Genomic DNA, 17,063 nt, shown 5'->3' with positions numbered 1-17,063 from the left:
GATTTGACCGCCATCATAGCGCAGCAAGGCACGGGCTGTGCTAGTGATTCGGATATGTCGAACCTCGATCCCGTCACATTGACAGTCATCCAGAACGGCCTGGTCCAGGTCTGCAACGAGATGGACCTGGCCTTCGTGCGAGCGGCCTTCTCGCCGGTGATCTCCGAAGGCATGGACCGCTCCGACGGGATCTACGACACGGTCGATGGCTCGCTGATCGCCCAGGGGGAACTCGGCCTGCCGGTGTTCGTCGGCACCATGCAGTTTTCCACCCGTGCCGTGATCGAGCGAGTGAAGACGCACTATGCGGGCAAGGTCGATCCGGGCGATGTGTTCATCGTCAACGATCCCTATCTCGGCGGCACCCATCTGATGGACGTGCGGTTCGTGAAGCCGTTCTTCTACAAGGGCGAGCTCTTCGCGTGGCTCGCCAATACCGGCCACTGGCCCGACGTCGGCGGCATGGTGCCCGGCGGCTTCTCCGCCAGCGCCACCGAGGTCGAGCAGGAAGGCTTGCGCCTGCCGCCGGTGAAGTTCTTCAAGAAGGGCGAGATGGACCAGGAGATCCTGTCCATCATCATGTCCAACATCCGCATCGCCGATCAGCGCATCGGCGACATCAAGGCGCAGGCCGCCGCGCTCACCACCGGCGAGGTGCGTCTCACCGAGCTGGTCGACCGCTACGGCGCCGACGTGGTGCGGGCGGCGATCGCCGAAATGCGCCACCGCGCCGAACGGCAGATGCGTGCCAAGATCGCCGGCATTCCCGACGGTCTCTATGAAGGTACCTCGCAGGTCGACAGCGACGGCGTCGTCGACGAGCCGCTCACCATCCAGATGAAGATCACGAAGAAGGGCGACGAGCTCACCTTCGACATGACCGGATCGAGCCCGCCCTGCCGCGGCCCGATGAACAGCGTCATCGCCACGACCAAGTCGGCGATCTATCTCGCGGTGAAGCACGTGTTTCCCGACGTGCCGATCAATGCGGGCACCTTCGAGCCGCTGCACATCGTCGAGCCCGAAGGCACGTTCCTGTATGCGAAGTATCCGCGGCCGGTCTCGGGCTGCGCGGCGGAGGTGAGCCAGCGTATCGCCGAGGCCGTGTTCGCAGCGTTGACCAAGGCCATTCCCGACCTGCTGTTCGCGGCACCCGCAGGAACCTCGGGCAACCTGGGCATCGGCGGCTACGATCCGGAGCGCAAGCGCAACTACATCATGTATCTCTTCACCGGGGGCGGCTATGGCGGCTTTCAGGGCGGCGATGGCTTGAGCAACGGCTGCTCGACGATTGGCATTTCCAAGATGCCGCCGGTCGAGGTGCTGGAACAGTTCTACCCCGTGCTGTTCGAGGAGTTCTCGCTGCGCGAAGGCTCCGGCGGTGCTGGCGAGTTCCGCGGCGGGTTCGGCATCAACTACGCCATCAAGCTGCGGCGCGGCGAGGCGCGTGTCTCCATGGTGATGGATCATGGCCGCACCGGCCCGCAGGGCGTGCTGGGCGGCAGTGCCGGCGGCACCAACACGGTGCAGATCGACCAGGGCGGCAAGGCCTATCACCCGCCGCACATTTCCAAGGACCAGGACATCGAGATCTGCGTCGGTGACGTGGTGCGCGTCTCGACCCCCGGAGGCGGTGGCTTCGGCGATCCCGCGAAGCGCAACGCCGAGGCGGTCGCCCGCGACGTGGCGCGCGGCTACTACAGCGCGGCGGAAGCGCGCGAGAAGTTCGCCCGGGCACAGGCTGCCGAATGAGCGCCCGTCGACGCGCGTTCCTCGCCCTGCCGGTGGTCTTGCTCGCGGCCGATGCCGCGGCGCAGTCGGCGTCGTGGTTCCCGGTCGAAGGGGCTGACAAGTCCTTCTTTGTCGAGATGCCCGGCGCACCGGTCTACAAGGTGCTCGACACGGTCTCGCCCGGTGGCACGCCGTTCGTCTATCACTCCTACAGTCTCGAATATCGGCGCCTGTCCTTCGTGGCGCAGAGTGCGCTCTATCCGGCCGACGTCGATGTACGACAGCCGAAACTCAATCTTCAATCGGCGCTCGATGACCGCGCGCAGCGTCTCGCCGGCGGCAAATGGACCAGCGTCGACTGGAAGACGGTGCAGGGCGCGCCGGCAGTCGAATCTATCGGCCCGCTCGCCGGCGGCAACGCGCTGCGCCAGCTGGTCCTGCTGAAGGGCAGTCGCTACGTCTCGCTCGGCTATCTCGCGCCGGCCGATGCCATGCGCGCCCCCGAGGCCGAGCGTTTCTTTCGTTCCCTGAGGCTTTTGTCATGACCCTTCCGCGTATCCAGATCCTGGCCCTTGGCGGCACCATCGCGACGGCGCCGGACGCATCGGGCGCGATGCAGATGGGCCTGGGCGCCGACGATCTCGTCGCCGCCGTGCCGCTGCTGGCCAAGCTGGCCGACATTCGCGCCGAGACGGTGTCGCGGGTCGGCAGCCATTCGCTGTCCTTCGACCAGATCCATGCGCTCGCGCAGAAGATCATGAGCCTCGAGGTCGACGGCGTGGTGGTGACTCAAGGGACCGACACGCTGGAAGAAACGAGCTTCCTGCTCGACCTTCTGGTCGAACGCGACATCCCCGTCATCGTGACGGCAGCGATGCGCAATCCCGCGCTCACCTCGCCGGACGGGCCGGGCAACCTGCTCGCCGCGGTGCGCGTCGCCTGCGATCCCTGGGTGAAGGCCCATGCGAAGGCGCTCGGCGTCGTCGTGGTCATGCTGGACGAGATCTACGCCGCGTCCGACGTGCTGAAGGTCCATCCGACCCGGATCAATGCCTTCGCCTCGCCGCAGACCGGACCGCTCGCGGCACTGGTCGAGGACCGTGTGGTGCCGCTGTCGCTGCCCGTCCGTGCGCCGATCGAAGCGGCGCGCAAGCGATTGGGTGCGGCTGCCGGGGGCCGGGAGCAGCCGGTGGCGCTGCTGTGGCAGGGACTGGACGAACCCGGCTACATTCTCGAGGCGATGGTCGATCATCGCGACCAGCTTGGCTATCGCGGCGTCGTCGTGGGCGCGATGGGCGGCGGCCACGTTCCCGAGCGGGTCGCCTCTCTGGTCGGGCAACTGGCCGAGATCATTCCGACCGTCGTGTCGCCGCGGGCCGGCGGCGGCCCCCTGCTGCATCAGACCTATGGCGGTCCGAGCTCCGAGATTGCGCTCCGCGAGGCCGGCCTCATCTGGGGCGGCCGGCTCAATCCGCTCAAGGCGCGCGTGCTGCTTCAGACTTGTCTGCGCGCCGGACTGGAAAAGGCCGCGATCGCCGAGGTCTTCGAGGCTTTCGCCTAACAGGGCTCGGCGCGCGCCTGCTTCGCCGCAGCGAAGCCGTGCATGCCCATGTGCCACTGCAGGGCGACGATCAGGCCCTTGATCGGCTGCAGCAGGCCGATCGACAGGATGATCACCATTGGCGCCCATAGGAAGGTATGGAGCCAGTAGGACGGCTGGTAGACGATCTCCACATACATGGCGATCGGGACCACCAGATGGCCGACCAGGAAGATCGTCAGATAGGCCGGGAAATCGTCGGCGCGGTGATGGTGCAGGTCCTCGCCGCAGGCCGGGCAACGATCGGCGACTTTCACGAAGGCGCGAAAAAGCTTGCCCTCGCCGCAGGCCGGGCAGCGACCCAGCATGCCCCGCAGAAGATAGAGACCACCTTTCTCAGCCATCATTCCCTCCTGAATTGTCGAGCTTGTATATCCATACAGTTGGCCATACATTCAAGGACAAGGAGTGATATTGTATGGATTGGAGCCCTACACTCGACGCCGACGGGCCGGTCTACGAGGGGATCGTCGAGGCGCTCGAGCGCGATATCGCCTCCGGTCGACTGCATCGTGGGCAACGCCTGCCGACCCACCGGGCCTTGGCGAATTCGCTCAACGTCGACCTCACGACGGTGACCCGCGCCTATAACGAGGCGCGCCGCCGGGGGCTCACCGATGCCAGAGTGGGGCAGGGCACCTTCGTCGCCGAAAACCGCACCCGGCCGGCCAGCCGCGTTGCCGCCGGCATAGACGTCGACCTGTCCATGAACCTCCCGCCGTCGCCTATCGAGGCCGATCTCGAAGGACGCATCGTGCGGGGACTGGCGGCCTTGCAGCGTGACCACGGCTTCTCCGATCTCATGAGCTACCAGCAGGCGGGCGGCAGTGTGGTGGACCGCGGCATTGCGGCCGAGTGGCTGCGGCGGCGCGTCCCCACGGTCGAGGCCGACCGGCTCGTCATCTCGCCCGGCACGCAGAGCGCGCTGGTGGCGCTCCTGCTGGCAGTGACCCGGCCCGGCGATGTCGTGCTCACCGACCGGCTCACCTATCCGGGCTTCAGGTCGGCAGCCGCATCGCTCGGTGTGCGCCTCGTGGGCGTGGTGTCGGACGACGAGGGCATGAATCCCGAGGCGCTTGCCGAAGCCTGTCGCCTGCACGCGCCCCGGGCCGTCTATCTCTTGCCGACCATTCACAACCCGACGACAGCAACGATCGGGTCACAACGTCGCGAAGAACTTGCGGCGGTCATTCGTCGTAACGATCTGATTTTGATCGAGGACGATGCCTATGGAAATTTCGAGCCGAAGGCCCTGCCGATCGCGACGCTCATTCCCGAGCGCAGCTACCTCGCCATGACGCTGTCGAAGTGCATGGCGCCGGGATTGCGCGTGGCGCATGTGCTAACGCCCGATCGTGCGGCCGCGTCGGGCGTCGCCAATGCCTTGCGCACGGTGTCGCAGATGCCGGCGCCGCTGATGGTCGCGCTGGTCTCACGGTGGCTTGCGGACGGAAGCGCCGACGCCATCGTGTCGGCCGTCGCGGCAGAGGCTGCGGCGAGACAGGGTCTGGCGACGAAGGCGCTTTCCGGCCAGAGTTATGCTGCTCACCCGAAGGGGCTTCACGTGTGGCTGAGATTGCCGAAGACGTGGACCCGCGCCGAATTCGCGGCACATGTTCAGCGACAGGGACTTGCCGTGGTCACGAGCGACAGTTTCAGCGTCGACGGAGAGCCGGAGCACGCCATTCGCATCGCGCTGGGCGCGGCGCGCAGTCGCTCGGACCTCGTGGCGGCGCTGGATGTACTGGTCGTTGCGCTGAAGTCGCCCGCATACGCGTCGCGCATCGTTTAGGGAGGACGTGATGTTCGAGGGATTGGACGCCATTTTCCTCGCGAGACTGCAATTCGCCTTCACCGTCTCGTTCCACTTCATCTTCCCGTCCTTCTCGATCGGTCTGGCGAGCTATCTCGCGGTGCTCGAGGGGCTGTGGCTGTGGACCGGACGACAGGTCTATCTCGATCTCTTCAAGTACTGGCTGAAGATATTCGCGCTCGCCTTCGGCATGGGCGTCGTCTCGGGCATCGTGATGTCCTACCAGTTCGGCACCAACTGGTCGGTTTTCTCCGACAAAGCGGGACCGATCGTCGGCCCGCTGATGGCCTACGAGGTGCTGACGGCCTTCTTCCTCGAGGCGGGTTTCCTGGGCGTCATGCTGTTCGGCATGAACCGCGTGGGCAAGGGACTGCATTTCGCGGCGACCCTCGCCGTCGCGGTCGGGACCTTCTTCTCGGCCTTCTGGATCCTCTCCGCCAACAGCTGGATGCAGACGCCGGCCGGTTACGCGATCAACGCCGGCGGCCAGTTCGTCCCGGCCGACTGGTGGGCGATCGTCTTCAACCCGTCCTTCCCGTACCGCCTCGTGCATACGGTGTTCGGCGCCTATCTGACGACGGCGCTGGTCGTCGGTGCGGTCGGCGCGTGGCACTTGCTGCGCGCCAGGCCCGCCGAAAAGGGTGCGAACGAGGGCGCGCGCGTCATGTTCTCGATGGCGATGGGCATGATCACCGTCGTGGCGCCGTTGCAGATATTCGCCGGCGACCAGCACGGGCTGAACACGCTGGAACATCAGCCGGTCAAGGTCATGGCCATGGAAGGCCACTTCCAGAGCCATCCCGACGGGGCGCCACTGGTTCTGTTCGGCTGGCCGGACGAAGCCGCGGGCAAGAACCTGTTCGCCGTCGAGATTCCCAAAGCCTCGTCGCTGATCCTGAAGCACTCGTGGGATGCGCCGCTGAAGGGGCTCGACACGGTCGACCGCAAGGACTGGCCGCCGGTGCCCGTCGTGTTCTGGTCCTTCCGAATCATGGTCGGCATGGGCATGCTGATGCTGACACTCGCAGCCTTCAGCCTGCTCGCGAGGATGCGCAAGCGTCTCTACGACTGGCCGCTGCTGCATCGCCTCGCGCTGGCGATGGGACCGGCGGGCTTCGTCGCCGTCATCGCCGGATGGGTGACGACGGAAGTCGGCCGCCAGCCCTACACGGTCTACGGCCTGCTCCGCACGGTCGATTCGGCGTCGGCGCTGGATGCGCCGGCCGTCGGAGCGTCGCTCCTTGCCTTTGTCGTCGTCTACTTCTTCGCCTTCGGCGCGGGCACCTATTACATCCTGAAGCTCATGTCCCACCCGCCGCATTTCGGCGAGGAGGGGCCACGGCGCGACCAGCCGGTGCGGGCCGCGGGCATCACGCCCGCTCCCGCGGTGGCCGAGTCGCTCGCGACCGGCAAGGAGGCCTGATCATGCCGTTCGACCTTCCGATGTTCTTCGCCTTCATCATCGCCTTCGCCATCCTGGCCTATGTCGTCATGGACGGGTTCGATCTCGGCGTCGGCATCCTGTTCCCGCTGCTGCCGGTCGGCCGCGAGCGCGACAGCGCCATCAACTCGGTGGCGCCGGTGTGGGACGGCAACGAGACATGGCTGGTAATGGGCGGCGGCGGCCTGCTGGCCGCCTTCCCGCTGGCCTACGGCATGATCCTCTCGGCGCTCTATGCGCCCATCATCGCGATGTTGCTGGCGCTGGTCTTCCGCGGCGTGGCCTTCGAGTTCCGCTGGCGCGATCCGCGTCATCGCCCTCTCTGGGACATGGCGTTCACCGGTGGCTCGATCGTGGCGGCGCTGGCGCAGGGCATCACCCTGGGCGCCCTGCTGCAGGGAATTGCCGTCCAGAACCGCAGCTATGCCGGCGGCTGGTTCGACTGGCTGACCCCGTTCAGCCTGCTGGTGGGGATCAGCCTCGTTTGCGGCTATGCGCTGCTGGGCTCGACCTGGCTCGTGATGAAGAGTGAAGGCTCGCTTCAGGAGCGTTGCCACCGCTTGGCCTTCCGCCTGGGTATCGCGACCATCGTGGCGATGGCGGCGGTGAGTGCCGCGACGCCCTTCCTCCGCGACGCCTACTGGATGCGCTGGTTCGCCTGGCCGCAGGTCCTGTTTACCGCGCAGGTGCCGCTGCTGGTGGCGATCGTTACCTTCGTGCTGTTCTGGAGCCTGCGCCGCGGCCACCATTACACGCCGTTCCTGATGGCGCTGGCGCTGTTCGGCCTCGGGCTCGCAGGCCTCGGCGTCAGCATTTATCCGTTCGTGGTGCCGCCGTCGGTCTCGATCTGGGATGCCGCCGCGCCGCATGACAGCCTGAGGTTCATGTTGCCCGGCGTGCTGATCATGGTGCCGATCATCCTCGCCTACACCGGCTATTCCTACTGGGTGTTCCGCGGCAAGACCGGACACGAGGGCTATCACTGAGATGCCGGGCCCGCGCCAGTGGCTGTGGTTCGTCGGCCTGTGGGCTGCAGGCGTCGGCGTGACGGCGCTGGTCGGCTACGTGATCAAGCTCTGGCTGAAGTAGCCGGTCGGCGGACATTCCGCTTGACGCTTGCTGGGTGTGGCGACAGTGTCGAATGACATGCTCAGGAACGGGACCTTCTGTGATCGACGCCGACGCCGCTTCATCAAAGCGGCGGCTCTTCGGGCTGCGCGTCGATCTGCGTCCGTCGGTGTGGTGACTTCGTCACCCTAAGTCCCGCCGGATACGACCCGGCTCGTTCCCGAACCCCCGCAGCCCCCGGCTCCGGGGGTTTTGTTTTGCCCGCACCTAAGAGGACATCACCATGAACATCCGTGTCGGTATCGTTGGGATCAGCGGCTTTGGCGGCGGCGAGGCCTTGCGCCTGGTCGCGAGCCACCCGTTCTTCGAACTGGTCTACGCCGCAGGCGAGGGCAGTGCGGGCAGCCGGCTGGTGGACCGTTTCCCCGGACTGCCGGCGAGGCTGGCGGGATTGACGATCGAGAAATGGGTTCCCGAGAAGCTGCCGAAGCTCGACCTGCTGTTCGCGTCCTTGCCCACGGGCGCTTCGGCCGATGCACTGGCGCGCGTTCCGAAGGACGTGAAGATCGTCGATATCGGCGGCGATCATCGCTACGTCGAGGGATGGGCGTATGGCCTGGCTGACGTCTGGCCGGGCGAGATCGCCGGGAAGACCCGCGTTGCCAATCCCGGTTGCTTCCCCGCCGCGACCCTGACTGCGCTGGCGCCGCTGCTCGTCGACGGGCTGATTGAGCCCGGCAACATCGTGATCGACGCCAAGACCGGTATCTCCGGTGCCGGCCGGGGCGGCGCCGACAGCAGGTTCGGCTACGCCGAGAGCAACGAGAACCTGGTGCCCTACGGTCTGCTGAAGCACACCCACATGCCGGAAATGGTCAGGACGATCGAGCGACTGAGGGGCGGCAGCGCCGACGGTCTGGTGTTCACGCCTCACCTGGTGCCCATGACACGCGGCGTGCTTGCCACCATCTACTGTCGCGGCCGTGCCACTACGGACCAGTGCCTGGACGCGGCCCGGCGCTTCTATGCCGGGCGGCCGTTCATCCGCGTCACCGACAAGCCGCCACAGACCAAGTGGGCAACCGGCTCGAACCTGGCTTTCGTGAGTTATGCGGCCGATCCGGAGCGCAACCTGGTGATCGCGTTGGGTGTCGTCGACAATCTCGGCAAGGGAGCCGCCGGGCAGGCGGTGCAAAATGCGAACCTGATATGCGCCCTTCCGGAAACCGCGGGGCTGGACGGTATGCCCGTTTGGCCCTGATGAAGCGGGCCACCTGCAGCCATGGAATCCGCCGCGTCAGGTCGTGCGGCGGGTCGGACGGCAGTTGAAGGCGAGGGGGTTGCCGGCGGTTTCCCGGAGCGTGGCGAGATCGTCGCGGCCCGCCCATTCGGTCGTCGTGCTGGCGTAGCGGAAGCCGGGCACGCTGCCCTGGTACTCGAGCCGCCAGGTCCGGTCGCCCATCGTCACCGAAGCGCGATTCTTGGCATAGACCACCGACACTTCCTTGCGGCCGTCACAGAGATAGGCGATGCCGGTCGGAGTCGCCTCGTCGGGCGACGGCCGCGGAATCGTGGTGGTCAACGGCTGCTCCTTCGGAGCGCAGCCTCCGATCAGGATCAACGCAAGAATCGACAGGCGCTTCATGGTGCGCTTACCTCCCGGGGCAACATAGCAAATCGCCGAGGAGACGGAATGGCCCTGTTCAAGCTGCGCGACGGCGCCGAACTCTACTACGAGGTTCATGGCGCCGGCCCCGCGCTGTTTCTGGTCGCTGGCCTCGGGGGCGATGGCCGCTGGTGGGGCGACAACGTGTCCGAGCTGGCGAAGAATTTCACCGTCGTCGTGCACGATCATCGTGGCACCGCGCGCAGCAGCCTGTCGCGGATCGACTACAGCGTCGAGCAGATGGCCGACGATGCGCGGCAGCTCATCGAGGGGCTGGGGTACGAGAAGGTCCACTGGTGCGGACACTCGACCGGTGGCGCGATGGGGCAAATTCTCGCGATCGACCATCCAGGGCGGATCGACCGGCTGGTACTGAGCGCCACCTGGGCGAAAACCGATGCTTTCTTCCGCCGGCTGTTCGAGATGCGGTCGCTGATGCTGCGCGAGCTGGGGCCGGCGGCCTATCTGAAGTCGAGCGCGCTGGCGCTGAATTCACCGGCCTGGGTGCGCGATCACGATGCCGCTCTCGTAGCCGCCGAGGCGAAGGCGCTGGAGACCATTCCGGTTCCCGAGATCGTCCTCTCGCGCATCGCCGCCATCGTGGCCCACGACCGGCGTGCTGAGCTGCAGAGGGTGACGGCGCGCACCCTGGCCGTCTGCGCCCGCGACGACACGGTCACGCCGCTCTATTTCACCGAGGAGCTGGTGCGCCTGGTCCCCGGCGCGCGCGCCTATGTGCTGCCGGACGGCGGCCATGCATATCCGAACGTGCACGGCGCAGAATTTCGTCGTGTAATGACCGCCTTCCTTTTGGAGTCCTGACCGCCATGAAGATCGAACCGCTGATCGCCGCCGCTGCCGCCGAGTTGACCGCCATCCGCCGCGACATCCATGCGCACCCGGAGCTGGGCTTCGAGGAGGAGCGCACCAGCACGATCGTGGCCCAGAAGCTGAAGGAGTGGGGCTGCGAGGTCACGACGGGCATCGGCAAGACCGGCGTCGTCGGCACGATCCGCGTCGGCAACAACCCGCGTGCCATCGGCCTGCGCGCCGACATGGACGCGCTGCCGATGGACGAGCTCAACACCTTCGATCATCGCAGCACGCACAAGGGCCGCATGCATGCCTGCGGCCATGACGGCCATACAGCGATGCTGCTGGGCGCCGCCAAGTATCTCGCCGCGACCCGCAACTTCGACGGCACGGTGCATCTCATCTTCCAGCCGGCCGAAGAGGGCCGCGGCGGCGCCGAGGCGATGGTCAAGGACGGGCTGTTCCAGAAGTTTCCCTGCGAGACCATCTTCGGCATGCACAACAGGCCGAAGCTCGACGTCGGCAAGTTCGCCATCCGCTCGGGCCCGCAGATGGCCGGCGGCGGCCTGTTCGACATCCACATCACCGGCAAGGGCGCGCATGGGGCGCGTCCCGAAACCGGCATCGATCCGGTGATCATCGCCACTCAGATCATCTCGGCGCTGCAAAGCGTCGTGTCGCGCAACGTGGCGCCGCTCGATTCGGCGGTGATCTCGGTGACGCAGATGCATTCGGGCGACGCCTACAACGTGATCCCGCAGGAGGCCGTGCTGCGCGGCACGATCCGCGCCTTCAGGAATGAGACGATGGCCCTGATCAAGGAGCGGATCGAGACCATCTCCAGCGGTATCGCGCAGACGTTGGGCGGCAGCGCCAAGGCCGATGTGCGCATCACCTTCCCGCCGCTCGTGAACGACAAGGACGCGGTCAAGTTCATCGCCGACGTGGCGGCGGAGATCGTTGGGCCGGAGAACATGAACCGCGAAGGCCCGTTCGTCATGGCCTCGGAGGATTTCTCCTACATGCTGGAGCAGGTGCCGGGCGCCTTCATCAACATCGGCAACGGTGGCGGCGAGGGCGGCTGCGAGGTCCACAATCCCAGCTACGACTTCAACGACGAGGCGCTCACACTGGGCGCGACGCTGTGGGCGCGCGTGGTCGAGACGCGGCTGGCAAAGGACCCGCGTTGAGCACCGCCGGCGAGGGCGCCAGCCGGCACTGGCTGGTCCGCGAACTCCCCTATGTGGCGATGCTGGCGCTGGCGGTCGGCGGCATCATTCTGACGGGATTTCGCGGGCCCACGACATACGCCTACTGGATGGTGCTGGCGCCGATCTACGGCCTCGCCTGCGTGATGTCGGGTTGGCGGGAGGTCGACAAGACCGCCGATCACCTGCGGCTCATCGTGACACAGGCGCTCCACTGGCTCGCCTTCCTGGCCGCGATGTGGCTGATGTTCCTGCCTGAGGTGCGTGGCGTGGTGAACGACAACGCGACCAGCCTCGCGCTGCTGATCCTGCTGGCGCTCGGCACCTTCGTGGCGGGCGTTCACGCACGGGTCTGGCGCATCTGTCTGGTCGGTCTCTTCCTCGCCGTGTCCGTGCCGGCCGTGGCGTGGATTCAGGATTCCGCCATGCTGCTCCTGGTCGGCACGTTGATGGTCGTCGCGGTCGGCGGCGCCTTCTGGTGGCTGTGGCGGCGGGAGACGCGCACACCGTGACGGGGCGCGCGAAGGTCGTCCTCTGGAGCGACTATGTCAGCCCCTATGCCTTCGTGGCCAAGGCGTGGGCTTACGAACTCGAGGCCGACTACGAGATCGACCTCGACTGGCGGCCCTACACGCTCGACATCGCCTCGTTCCAGGGCTCGGTCGAGCAGCGCGATCCGCATCACTGGCGCCGCGTGCGCTATGCTTACATGGACGCGCGGCGCTTCGCCAACAAGCAGGGCCTCACCCTGATGGGCCCGAAGAAAATCTATTACGCCCGCGCGATCAATACCGGGATGCTCTATGCCCAGCAGCACGGCGTCTTCCGCGCCTACAACGACCTGGCATTCGAGCGATTCTGGCGGCGCGATCTCGATCCCGAAAGCGTGCAGGCTGTCAGTGGCGTCCTCGAACAGGCGGGCGCACCAACGGGCTTTGCCGCCTTCCTTAACGGCGAAGGCGGTGCCCGCCATGACGCGCTTCGCAGCGAGGCCGAAGCCTCCGGCATCTTCGGCGTCCCGAGCTTCGTGTTCGATGGCGAGATTTTCTGGGGCGGCGATCGAGTCTTTCTCCTGAGAGAAAGACTCGACAAAAAAGGCGTGCCGCGCCGCTATTAGGGCTCTGGTCGATCCAGTGCGCGGTTGACCCGCTCATGGAGATTCTTCACCTCACCGCGTTGCTTGCGCGCGCGTTCCTTGATCTGGCGCTTGGCCCTCCGGAACGCGTCGTTCACCGCGAAGGTCGGATCTGCGAACCGCTCGTCGTCGTGCGAACTGTGGTCGATGTTCACGTCGATATGGCCCGGCAGGGCGATGTGAATGTTGACGCTGAATAGGTTGCTCGTGCGGTGGTGCCGGTCGGGCACCTGCACGATAACCTGGCAGGAGGTGAGCCGGCCGTGCAGCTTTTCGAGCGTCTCGATATGTTCGCCAATAAGCGTGTTCAACGCTTCGCTCGGCGTGCCGCCCTGATAGGTAATCCGTACGGGTGTTTCCATTCGAGCCTCCGCTGCTGTTAACTCCCCCACTCGGGAAACGTAACATGACGGAGAGAAGTTGCGGAAGCCGATGGTGGCAGGCCGGGCAGGTCTGCGCCTTGAGATCGCCGCGTTCGTCTGGCCGGAGCTACTCCGCCGCGACGACGACGGCGTCGTCCTTGGCCGGACGCACCACGCGATGGCTCACCATACGATGATGGAGCGTGCGGACCGTGTCGCTGCCGCGGGTCAGGCACATCCATGGGAAGATGCCATGGACGAAGCAGGCCAGCGAGCCGACCAGCATCCTGGCGCCGAAGCCGAAGGCCATGCCCATGTGTTGAAGGTAGGTCTCGTTGACCGAGGCGGGATGTTCGGTGAAGCGGCGGATCATGGAACGAATTCTACCGGCGGGGCCCGGAAACGGCTTGCTACCTTTGCGTCGCCGCAGCCAAACTTGAGAACGTCATTCTCAGGAAAGCCCATGGCTGGAAAATTCGTACTCGATTCCTTCGACAAGAAGATCCTGGATTGCCTGCAGGACAATTCGGATATCCCGCTCGCCGAAGTTGCAAAGCGCGTCGGCCTGTCGACGACGCCCTGCTGGCGCCGTATCAACCGCCTGCAGGAAGAGGGCATCGTGCGGTCGCGCGTGGCGCTGCTGAACCGCAAGGCCGTCAACGCGGGCGTCACCGTCTTCGTCGCGGTGCGCACCGCCCAGCACAGCGCCCAGTGGCTCACCCGATTCGCCAAGGCGATTGCCTCGTTCCCAGAGGTCATGGACTGCTATCGCATGAGCGGTGAAATCGACTACCTCATCCGCCTCGCACTGCCCGACATCGAGGCCTACGACGCCTTCTACAAGCGCCTCATAGCCAAGATCGAGCTGTCCGACGTGACCTCGATGTTCGCGATGGAGGAGATCAAGTCAACGACGCGGTTGCCCCTGAATTACCTGCCCTAGTTGCAGGCTCTGGCCTCCTGCGCCGGCCGGCCTTAGGATCGCGCCCGTTTGCATGACAAGATCGCAGGGGAAACGATGAATACGGGTCCGAATACAGGCAAGAACCGCAAGAAGGTGCTGATCGTCGGCCGCATGCCGGAGGCGGGAATTGCCGTCCTCAAGGCGCGTGACGATGTCGACTACGAGATCCTGACCGACGACACGGTGCCGTCGCTGCATCCCAAGCTCGTCGACGCCAACGCGGTGACCCTGGGCGCCACGCCGTTCCGCCAGGCCGAGCTCGACGCGGCACCCGGCATGATGGTGGTGGCCCGTCTCGGCGTCGGCTTCGATGCCGTTGAGATCCCGGCGCTGAACAAGCGCAAGATTCCGCTGATGACCACCGGCATCGCCAACTCGGTCTCGGTGGACCAGCATGCGATGTACATGCTGCTGGCCTCGGCGCGCCTGGTGAAGAAGTACGACCGGTTCGTGCGTGAGAAGGGCTGGCTGCAGCGTCTCACCGACCTGCCGGCCGATCTGTCGGGCAAGACCATCCTCGTCGTCGGCATGGGCCGCATCGGCTCACGCACGGTGAAGCGCTGCGTCGCCTTCGACATGGAAGTCTTCGTCCTCGATCCGAATATCTCGGAGGCCGATATCCAGAAGGCCGGCGCCACCAAGGTGACCGACCTCAAGGCGATCCTGCCCAAGGTCGATTTCGTGTCGATCCACTGTCCGAAGGCACCCGAGACGATCAACCTTTTCAACACGGAGACGCTGGGTCTCATGAAACCCGAAGCGTTCCTGGTGAACACCGCGCGCGGCGGCATCGTGAACGAGGATGCGCTTTACGAGGCGCTGAGCACCGGCAAGCTGCGCGGCGCCGGTCTCGACGTGCTCGACAAGGAGCCGCCGGATCCGGCCAACAAGCTGTTCACCCTGGAGAACGTGATCTTCAGCCCGCACATGGCCGGCGTCACCAAGGAGGCGAGCGACCGCATGGCCGTCACCGCCATCGAGAACATCCTGAGCGTGTTCGACGGCAGGCCCAATGCGGCGAACTGCGTGAACAAGGAAGTGCTGGGCTAGGAGTCCGCACACAGGCGGAGTCTGGATATGCGGCATCGGTCGGAAGCGACCGGTGCCGCAACTTTTTGGAGGGGGTAGCGATGAAGTATGGACCGCTCGGCCGTTCGGGCCTGATCGTCAGCCGGATCTGTCTCGGCGGAAACTCGTGGGGCGCCAAGGGCCGGCGGGGCTGGGGCAAGTTCGACGAGTCGGAGGCGCCGGCCTATTTCAAGCGCGCGCTCGACGTCGGCATCACCTTCTTCGATACCGCCGACACCTACAATTTCGGCCGCTCCGAGGAGATCATGGGCGCCACGCTCATGAAGATGGCGAAGCGCGAGGATTTCGTGCTGTCGACCAAGGTCGGCATCCGCATGAGCGAGAACCAGAACGATGTCGGCACCGGCCGCAAGCACCTGATGGCGTCTGTCGACGCCCAGCTGAAGCGCCTGCAGACCGACTATATCGACGTCTACCAGGTCCACCGGCTCGATCCGCACACGCCGATCGAGGAGACCATGTACTCGCTCGACCAGATCGTGCGCTCCGGCAAGGTCCGCTACATCGGCGGCTCGACCATGCCGGCCTACAAGTTCGCGCAGATGGTCATGATCGCCGACTGGAAGGGCTATGCACGGCCGATTGCCATGCAGAACCTCTACAACCTGATCCAGCGCGAGGAGGAGCATGAGATGAACCGGCTCTGCCACGAGCAGGGCGTCGGGCTCATCCCCTATTCGCCGCTGGCGCGCGGCTTCCTCGCGGGCAATCGCAGCAAGGAGGGTGGCGGCGCCACCGAGCGGGCGAAGAACGATACGGTCGTGAAGGACGGCACCTATCGCGACTGCGATTGGGAGATCGCCGAGCGGTTGAAGAAGCTCGCCGCGGTGAAGGGCTGCACGCCGGCGCAGGCGGCGCTCGCCTGGCTGTTGCACAAGCCGTACATGGGCGCCCCCATCATCGGCGCCACCGATCTCGACCAGCTCACCTCCGCCGCCGAGGCGACCGAGATTTCTCTGACCGCCGAGGAGTGCAAGGAGCTCGAGGCGCCCTATCAGTTCCGGGTTTCGCCGGTCAACTGAGGCCGCCGGCCGATCGCGGCGGAGAACCAGAAGGCCAGCAGCGGCAGCACGAGGGCCGCCGCCCAGAAGACGGGTGGCGCGCCCCAGCGATCGACGATCGGTGCAGCGATGGGCACGCCGATCGCCTGGCCAACGAACAGGCAGAGCGCGAACAACGCCATGCCGGCGCCGCGGGCTTCCGGCGCCATCTGGGTGCCGTTGGTCTGCAGCGTGTTGTGGAACATGTAGAACGACACGCCCGACAGGACGATGGCGGCGAACTCGACTTCGGCGGTCGGCGCCAGCGCCATCGCGGCGAAGGCGATGCCGAGGCCGGTGCCGCCCCAGGTGCAGAGGCCGCGCTCGCCCAGGATGCGCACGAGATGGTGCGCCATCATCACGTAGAGGAAGCCGCCGGCGCCGAAGGCGGCAACGGCGAGACCGATGGCGGCGAATCCAAGGTCGAAGCGCTGGTGGAGGTCGGCGCCGACGAAGGTGAAGGCGCCCCAGAAAACCCCGCCCTCGAGCGCCACGACCAGGATGACCGTGAGCGCCCAAGGCCGCCGGATAACGCGGACCATCTGGCCGATCATCGAGCCCGCCGCCCGCTCGCCCGGCCGGGCAATGTCGGGCCGGGCGCGCATGACGGCGAACAGGGCGCCGCCGGCCAGAATGTAGATCGCAGCCAGCACCCAGAAGACCGATCGCCAGCCTAGCCAGTCGCCGATCGCGCCGCCCAGGGCCGATCCGGTCATCAGACCGAGTGTCTGGCCGGTGAGGAAGCGGGCCAGGGTCGCCTGCCGCTTCTCGTAGCTTACATTGTCTCCGACCCAGGCGATGGCGAGCGGGATGATCGCGGACCCGGTGACGCCCGTCAGGAAGCGCGCCAGGGTGAGCATCCCCAGCGACGCCGAGACGGCGCTCAACATGCAGCAGAGGGCCGCGCCGATGCAGGCGATGGCGACGACGGGCATCTTGCCGTAGCGGTCACCGAACGGGCCGTGCACCAGCACGAAGACGCCGTTGGCGAACAGGAAGGCAGTGGCGGCGATCGAGGCGGCGCCGACGGTGACCCCGAACGCGGCGGAGAGCTGCACCAGCAGCGGGTCGATCACGCGCATGTTGGCGGCCGACGCGAAGGCGGCAACCGATAGCAGCACGATGGCGATCGT

At 66.1% G+C, this 17,063-nt stretch carries 19 protein-coding genes; 14 read left to right on the top strand and 5 right to left on the bottom strand.

Features of this window, described 5'->3' with window-relative positions:
* Positions 1 to 54 precede the first annotated feature (54 nt).
* From ACT6UX_RS11815 to ACT6UX_RS11805, 3 genes are read left to right on the top strand one after another with little or no spacing between them, the layout of a single operon-like run.
* Complete coding sequence (locus tag ACT6UX_RS11815; protein ID WP_444775343.1) at positions 55 to 1,752, top strand: hydantoinase B/oxoprolinase family protein; 1,698 nt, start codon at positions 55 to 57, stop codon at positions 1,750 to 1,752.
* Positions 1,749 to 2,276: a hypothetical protein gene (locus ACT6UX_RS11810; protein ID WP_444775342.1), complete on the top strand. Its 528-nt coding sequence runs from the start codon at positions 1,749 to 1,751 to the stop codon at positions 2,274 to 2,276. Before ACT6UX_RS11815 ends, ACT6UX_RS11810 begins: the two co-directional genes overlap by 4 nt.
* Positions 2,273 to 3,292, top strand: coding sequence for an asparaginase (locus ACT6UX_RS11805; protein WP_444775341.1), 1,020 nt, complete (start codon positions 2,273 to 2,275; stop codon positions 3,290 to 3,292). Before ACT6UX_RS11810 ends, ACT6UX_RS11805 begins: the two co-directional genes overlap by 4 nt.
* On the opposite strand, the gene ACT6UX_RS11800 is transcribed toward ACT6UX_RS11805, so the two are convergent.
* Positions 3,289 to 3,675 (bottom strand): DUF983 domain-containing protein, encoded by a 387-nt coding sequence (locus ACT6UX_RS11800; RefSeq protein ID WP_444775340.1) that lies wholly within the window; start codon positions 3,673 to 3,675, stop codon positions 3,289 to 3,291. The two genes, ACT6UX_RS11805 and ACT6UX_RS11800, sit on opposite strands and share 4 nt — an antisense overlap.
* Positions 3,676 to 3,749: 74 nt before the next feature.
* Here ACT6UX_RS11800 and ACT6UX_RS11795 point away from each other — a divergent pair, with 74 nt between their 5' ends.
* From ACT6UX_RS11795 to argC, 4 genes are all read left to right on the top strand, one after another.
* Complete coding sequence (locus ACT6UX_RS11795) at positions 3,750 to 5,123, top strand: aminotransferase-like domain-containing protein (protein ID WP_444775339.1); 1,374 nt, start codon at positions 3,750 to 3,752, stop codon at positions 5,121 to 5,123.
* Between the two features lie 10 nt (positions 5,124 to 5,133).
* Positions 5,134 to 6,567 (top strand): cytochrome ubiquinol oxidase subunit I, encoded by a 1,434-nt coding sequence (locus tag ACT6UX_RS11790; RefSeq protein WP_444775338.1) that lies wholly within the window; start codon positions 5,134 to 5,136, stop codon positions 6,565 to 6,567.
* Positions 6,564 to 7,571 carry a cytochrome d ubiquinol oxidase subunit II gene (cydB, locus tag ACT6UX_RS11785; protein WP_444775480.1) on the top strand — a complete coding sequence of 336 codons (1,008 nt, stop codon included), beginning with the start codon at positions 6,564 to 6,566 and terminating at the stop codon, positions 7,569 to 7,571. Before ACT6UX_RS11790 ends, cydB begins: the two co-directional genes overlap by 4 nt.
* Before the next feature lie 365 nt (positions 7,572 to 7,936).
* Positions 7,937 to 8,914, top strand: coding sequence for an N-acetyl-gamma-glutamyl-phosphate reductase (argC, locus tag ACT6UX_RS11780; protein WP_444775337.1), 978 nt, complete (start codon positions 7,937 to 7,939; stop codon positions 8,912 to 8,914).
* Between the two features lie 36 nt (positions 8,915 to 8,950).
* Here argC and ACT6UX_RS11775 read toward each other — a convergent pair whose 3' ends face one another.
* Positions 8,951 to 9,298: an MliC family protein gene (locus ACT6UX_RS11775; protein WP_444775336.1), complete on the bottom strand. Its 348-nt coding sequence runs from the start codon at positions 9,296 to 9,298 to the stop codon at positions 8,951 to 8,953.
* A gap of 48 nt (positions 9,299 to 9,346) precedes the next feature.
* Here ACT6UX_RS11775 and ACT6UX_RS11770 point away from each other — a divergent pair, with 48 nt between their 5' ends.
* From ACT6UX_RS11770 to ACT6UX_RS11755, 4 genes are read left to right on the top strand one after another with little or no spacing between them, the layout of a single operon-like run.
* Positions 9,347 to 10,141 (top strand): alpha/beta fold hydrolase, encoded by a 795-nt coding sequence (locus ACT6UX_RS11770; protein WP_444775335.1) that lies wholly within the window; start codon positions 9,347 to 9,349, stop codon positions 10,139 to 10,141.
* Between the two features lie 5 nt (positions 10,142 to 10,146).
* Positions 10,147 to 11,322 carry a M20 aminoacylase family protein gene (locus ACT6UX_RS11765; RefSeq protein WP_444775334.1) on the top strand — a complete coding sequence of 392 codons (1,176 nt, stop codon included), beginning with the start codon at positions 10,147 to 10,149 and terminating at the stop codon, positions 11,320 to 11,322.
* Positions 11,319 to 11,852, top strand: coding sequence for a hypothetical protein (locus tag ACT6UX_RS11760; protein WP_444775333.1), 534 nt, complete (start codon positions 11,319 to 11,321; stop codon positions 11,850 to 11,852). The genes ACT6UX_RS11765 and ACT6UX_RS11760 overlap by 4 nt, the downstream gene beginning before the upstream one ends.
* On the top strand, positions 11,849 to 12,457 hold the full coding sequence (locus tag ACT6UX_RS11755) for a DsbA family protein (protein WP_444775332.1): 609 nt from the start codon (positions 11,849 to 11,851) through the stop codon (positions 12,455 to 12,457). Before ACT6UX_RS11760 ends, ACT6UX_RS11755 begins: the two co-directional genes overlap by 4 nt.
* Here the strand turns inward: ACT6UX_RS11755 and ACT6UX_RS11750 are convergent.
* Together ACT6UX_RS11750 and ACT6UX_RS11745 are read right to left on the bottom strand one after the other, a co-directional pair.
* Positions 12,454 to 12,837, bottom strand: coding sequence for an HPF/RaiA family ribosome-associated protein (locus tag ACT6UX_RS11750; RefSeq protein ID WP_444775331.1), 384 nt, complete (start codon positions 12,835 to 12,837; stop codon positions 12,454 to 12,456). The genes ACT6UX_RS11755 and ACT6UX_RS11750 overlap by 4 nt on opposite strands.
* Before the next feature lie 127 nt (positions 12,838 to 12,964).
* Positions 12,965 to 13,210 carry a DUF6356 family protein gene (locus tag ACT6UX_RS11745; RefSeq protein WP_444775330.1) on the bottom strand — a complete coding sequence of 82 codons (246 nt, stop codon included), beginning with the start codon at positions 13,208 to 13,210 and terminating at the stop codon, positions 12,965 to 12,967.
* Positions 13,211 to 13,300: 90 nt separating this feature from the next.
* On the opposite strand from ACT6UX_RS11745, the gene ACT6UX_RS11740 reads away from it, so the two are divergent.
* From ACT6UX_RS11740 to ACT6UX_RS11730, 3 genes are all read left to right on the top strand, one after another.
* On the top strand, positions 13,301 to 13,780 hold the full coding sequence (locus ACT6UX_RS11740; RefSeq protein WP_444775329.1) for an Lrp/AsnC family transcriptional regulator: 480 nt from the start codon (positions 13,301 to 13,303) through the stop codon (positions 13,778 to 13,780).
* 75 nt (positions 13,781 to 13,855) lie between these two features.
* Positions 13,856 to 14,851, top strand: a complete 996-nt coding sequence (locus ACT6UX_RS11735) for a hydroxyacid dehydrogenase (RefSeq protein ID WP_444775328.1) — start codon at positions 13,856 to 13,858, stop codon at positions 14,849 to 14,851.
* 80 nt (positions 14,852 to 14,931) lie between these two features.
* The gene (locus tag ACT6UX_RS11730; protein WP_444775327.1) at positions 14,932 to 15,912 is read left to right on the top strand and encodes an aldo/keto reductase; all 981 of its coding nucleotides are present in this window, start codon (positions 14,932 to 14,934) and stop codon (positions 15,910 to 15,912) included.
* On the opposite strand, the gene ACT6UX_RS11725 is transcribed toward ACT6UX_RS11730, so the two are convergent.
* Positions 15,885 to 17,051, bottom strand: a complete 1,167-nt coding sequence (locus ACT6UX_RS11725; RefSeq protein ID WP_444775326.1) for an MFS transporter — start codon at positions 17,049 to 17,051, stop codon at positions 15,885 to 15,887. The genes ACT6UX_RS11730 and ACT6UX_RS11725 overlap by 28 nt on opposite strands.
* Positions 17,052 to 17,063 lie beyond the last annotated feature (12 nt).

This window comes from Reyranella sp. (assembly GCF_052439685.1).
Lineage (GTDB): Bacteria > Pseudomonadota > Alphaproteobacteria > Reyranellales > Reyranellaceae > Reyranella.
The sequence above is the reverse complement of the archived record's forward strand: the minus strand, read 5'-3'. Positions and strand labels throughout refer to the sequence as shown.

Excerpts from the sequence above, each read along its gene's own strand:
- ACT6UX_RS11815 (WP_444775343.1), top strand. The coding sequence starts at position 55 with ATGTCGAACCTCGATCCCGTCACATTGACAGTCATCCAGAACGGCCTG.
- ACT6UX_RS11810 (WP_444775342.1), top strand. The coding sequence starts at position 1,749 with ATGAGCGCCCGTCGACGCGCGTTCCTCGCCCTGCCGGTGGTCTTGCTC.
- ACT6UX_RS11805 (WP_444775341.1), top strand. The coding sequence starts at position 2,273 with ATGACCCTTCCGCGTATCCAGATCCTGGCCCTTGGCGGCACCATCGCG.
- ACT6UX_RS11800 (WP_444775340.1), bottom strand. The coding sequence starts at position 3,675 with ATGGCTGAGAAAGGTGGTCTCTATCTTCTGCGGGGCATGCTGGGTCGC.
- ACT6UX_RS11795 (WP_444775339.1), top strand. The coding sequence starts at position 3,750 with ATGGATTGGAGCCCTACACTCGACGCCGACGGGCCGGTCTACGAGGGG.
- ACT6UX_RS11790 (WP_444775338.1), top strand. The coding sequence starts at position 5,134 with ATGTTCGAGGGATTGGACGCCATTTTCCTCGCGAGACTGCAATTCGCC.
- argC (WP_444775337.1), top strand. The coding sequence starts at position 7,937 with ATGAACATCCGTGTCGGTATCGTTGGGATCAGCGGCTTTGGCGGCGGC.
- ACT6UX_RS11775 (WP_444775336.1), bottom strand. The coding sequence starts at position 9,298 with ATGAAGCGCCTGTCGATTCTTGCGTTGATCCTGATCGGAGGCTGCGCT.
- ACT6UX_RS11770 (WP_444775335.1), top strand. The coding sequence starts at position 9,347 with ATGGCCCTGTTCAAGCTGCGCGACGGCGCCGAACTCTACTACGAGGTT.
- ACT6UX_RS11765 (WP_444775334.1), top strand. The coding sequence starts at position 10,147 with ATGAAGATCGAACCGCTGATCGCCGCCGCTGCCGCCGAGTTGACCGCC.
- ACT6UX_RS11750 (WP_444775331.1), bottom strand. The coding sequence starts at position 12,837 with ATGGAAACACCCGTACGGATTACCTATCAGGGCGGCACGCCGAGCGAA.
- ACT6UX_RS11745 (WP_444775330.1), bottom strand. The coding sequence starts at position 13,210 with ATGATCCGCCGCTTCACCGAACATCCCGCCTCGGTCAACGAGACCTAC.
- ACT6UX_RS11740 (WP_444775329.1), top strand. The coding sequence starts at position 13,301 with ATGGCTGGAAAATTCGTACTCGATTCCTTCGACAAGAAGATCCTGGAT.
- ACT6UX_RS11735 (WP_444775328.1), top strand. The coding sequence starts at position 13,856 with ATGAATACGGGTCCGAATACAGGCAAGAACCGCAAGAAGGTGCTGATC.
- ACT6UX_RS11730 (WP_444775327.1), top strand. The coding sequence starts at position 14,932 with ATGAAGTATGGACCGCTCGGCCGTTCGGGCCTGATCGTCAGCCGGATC.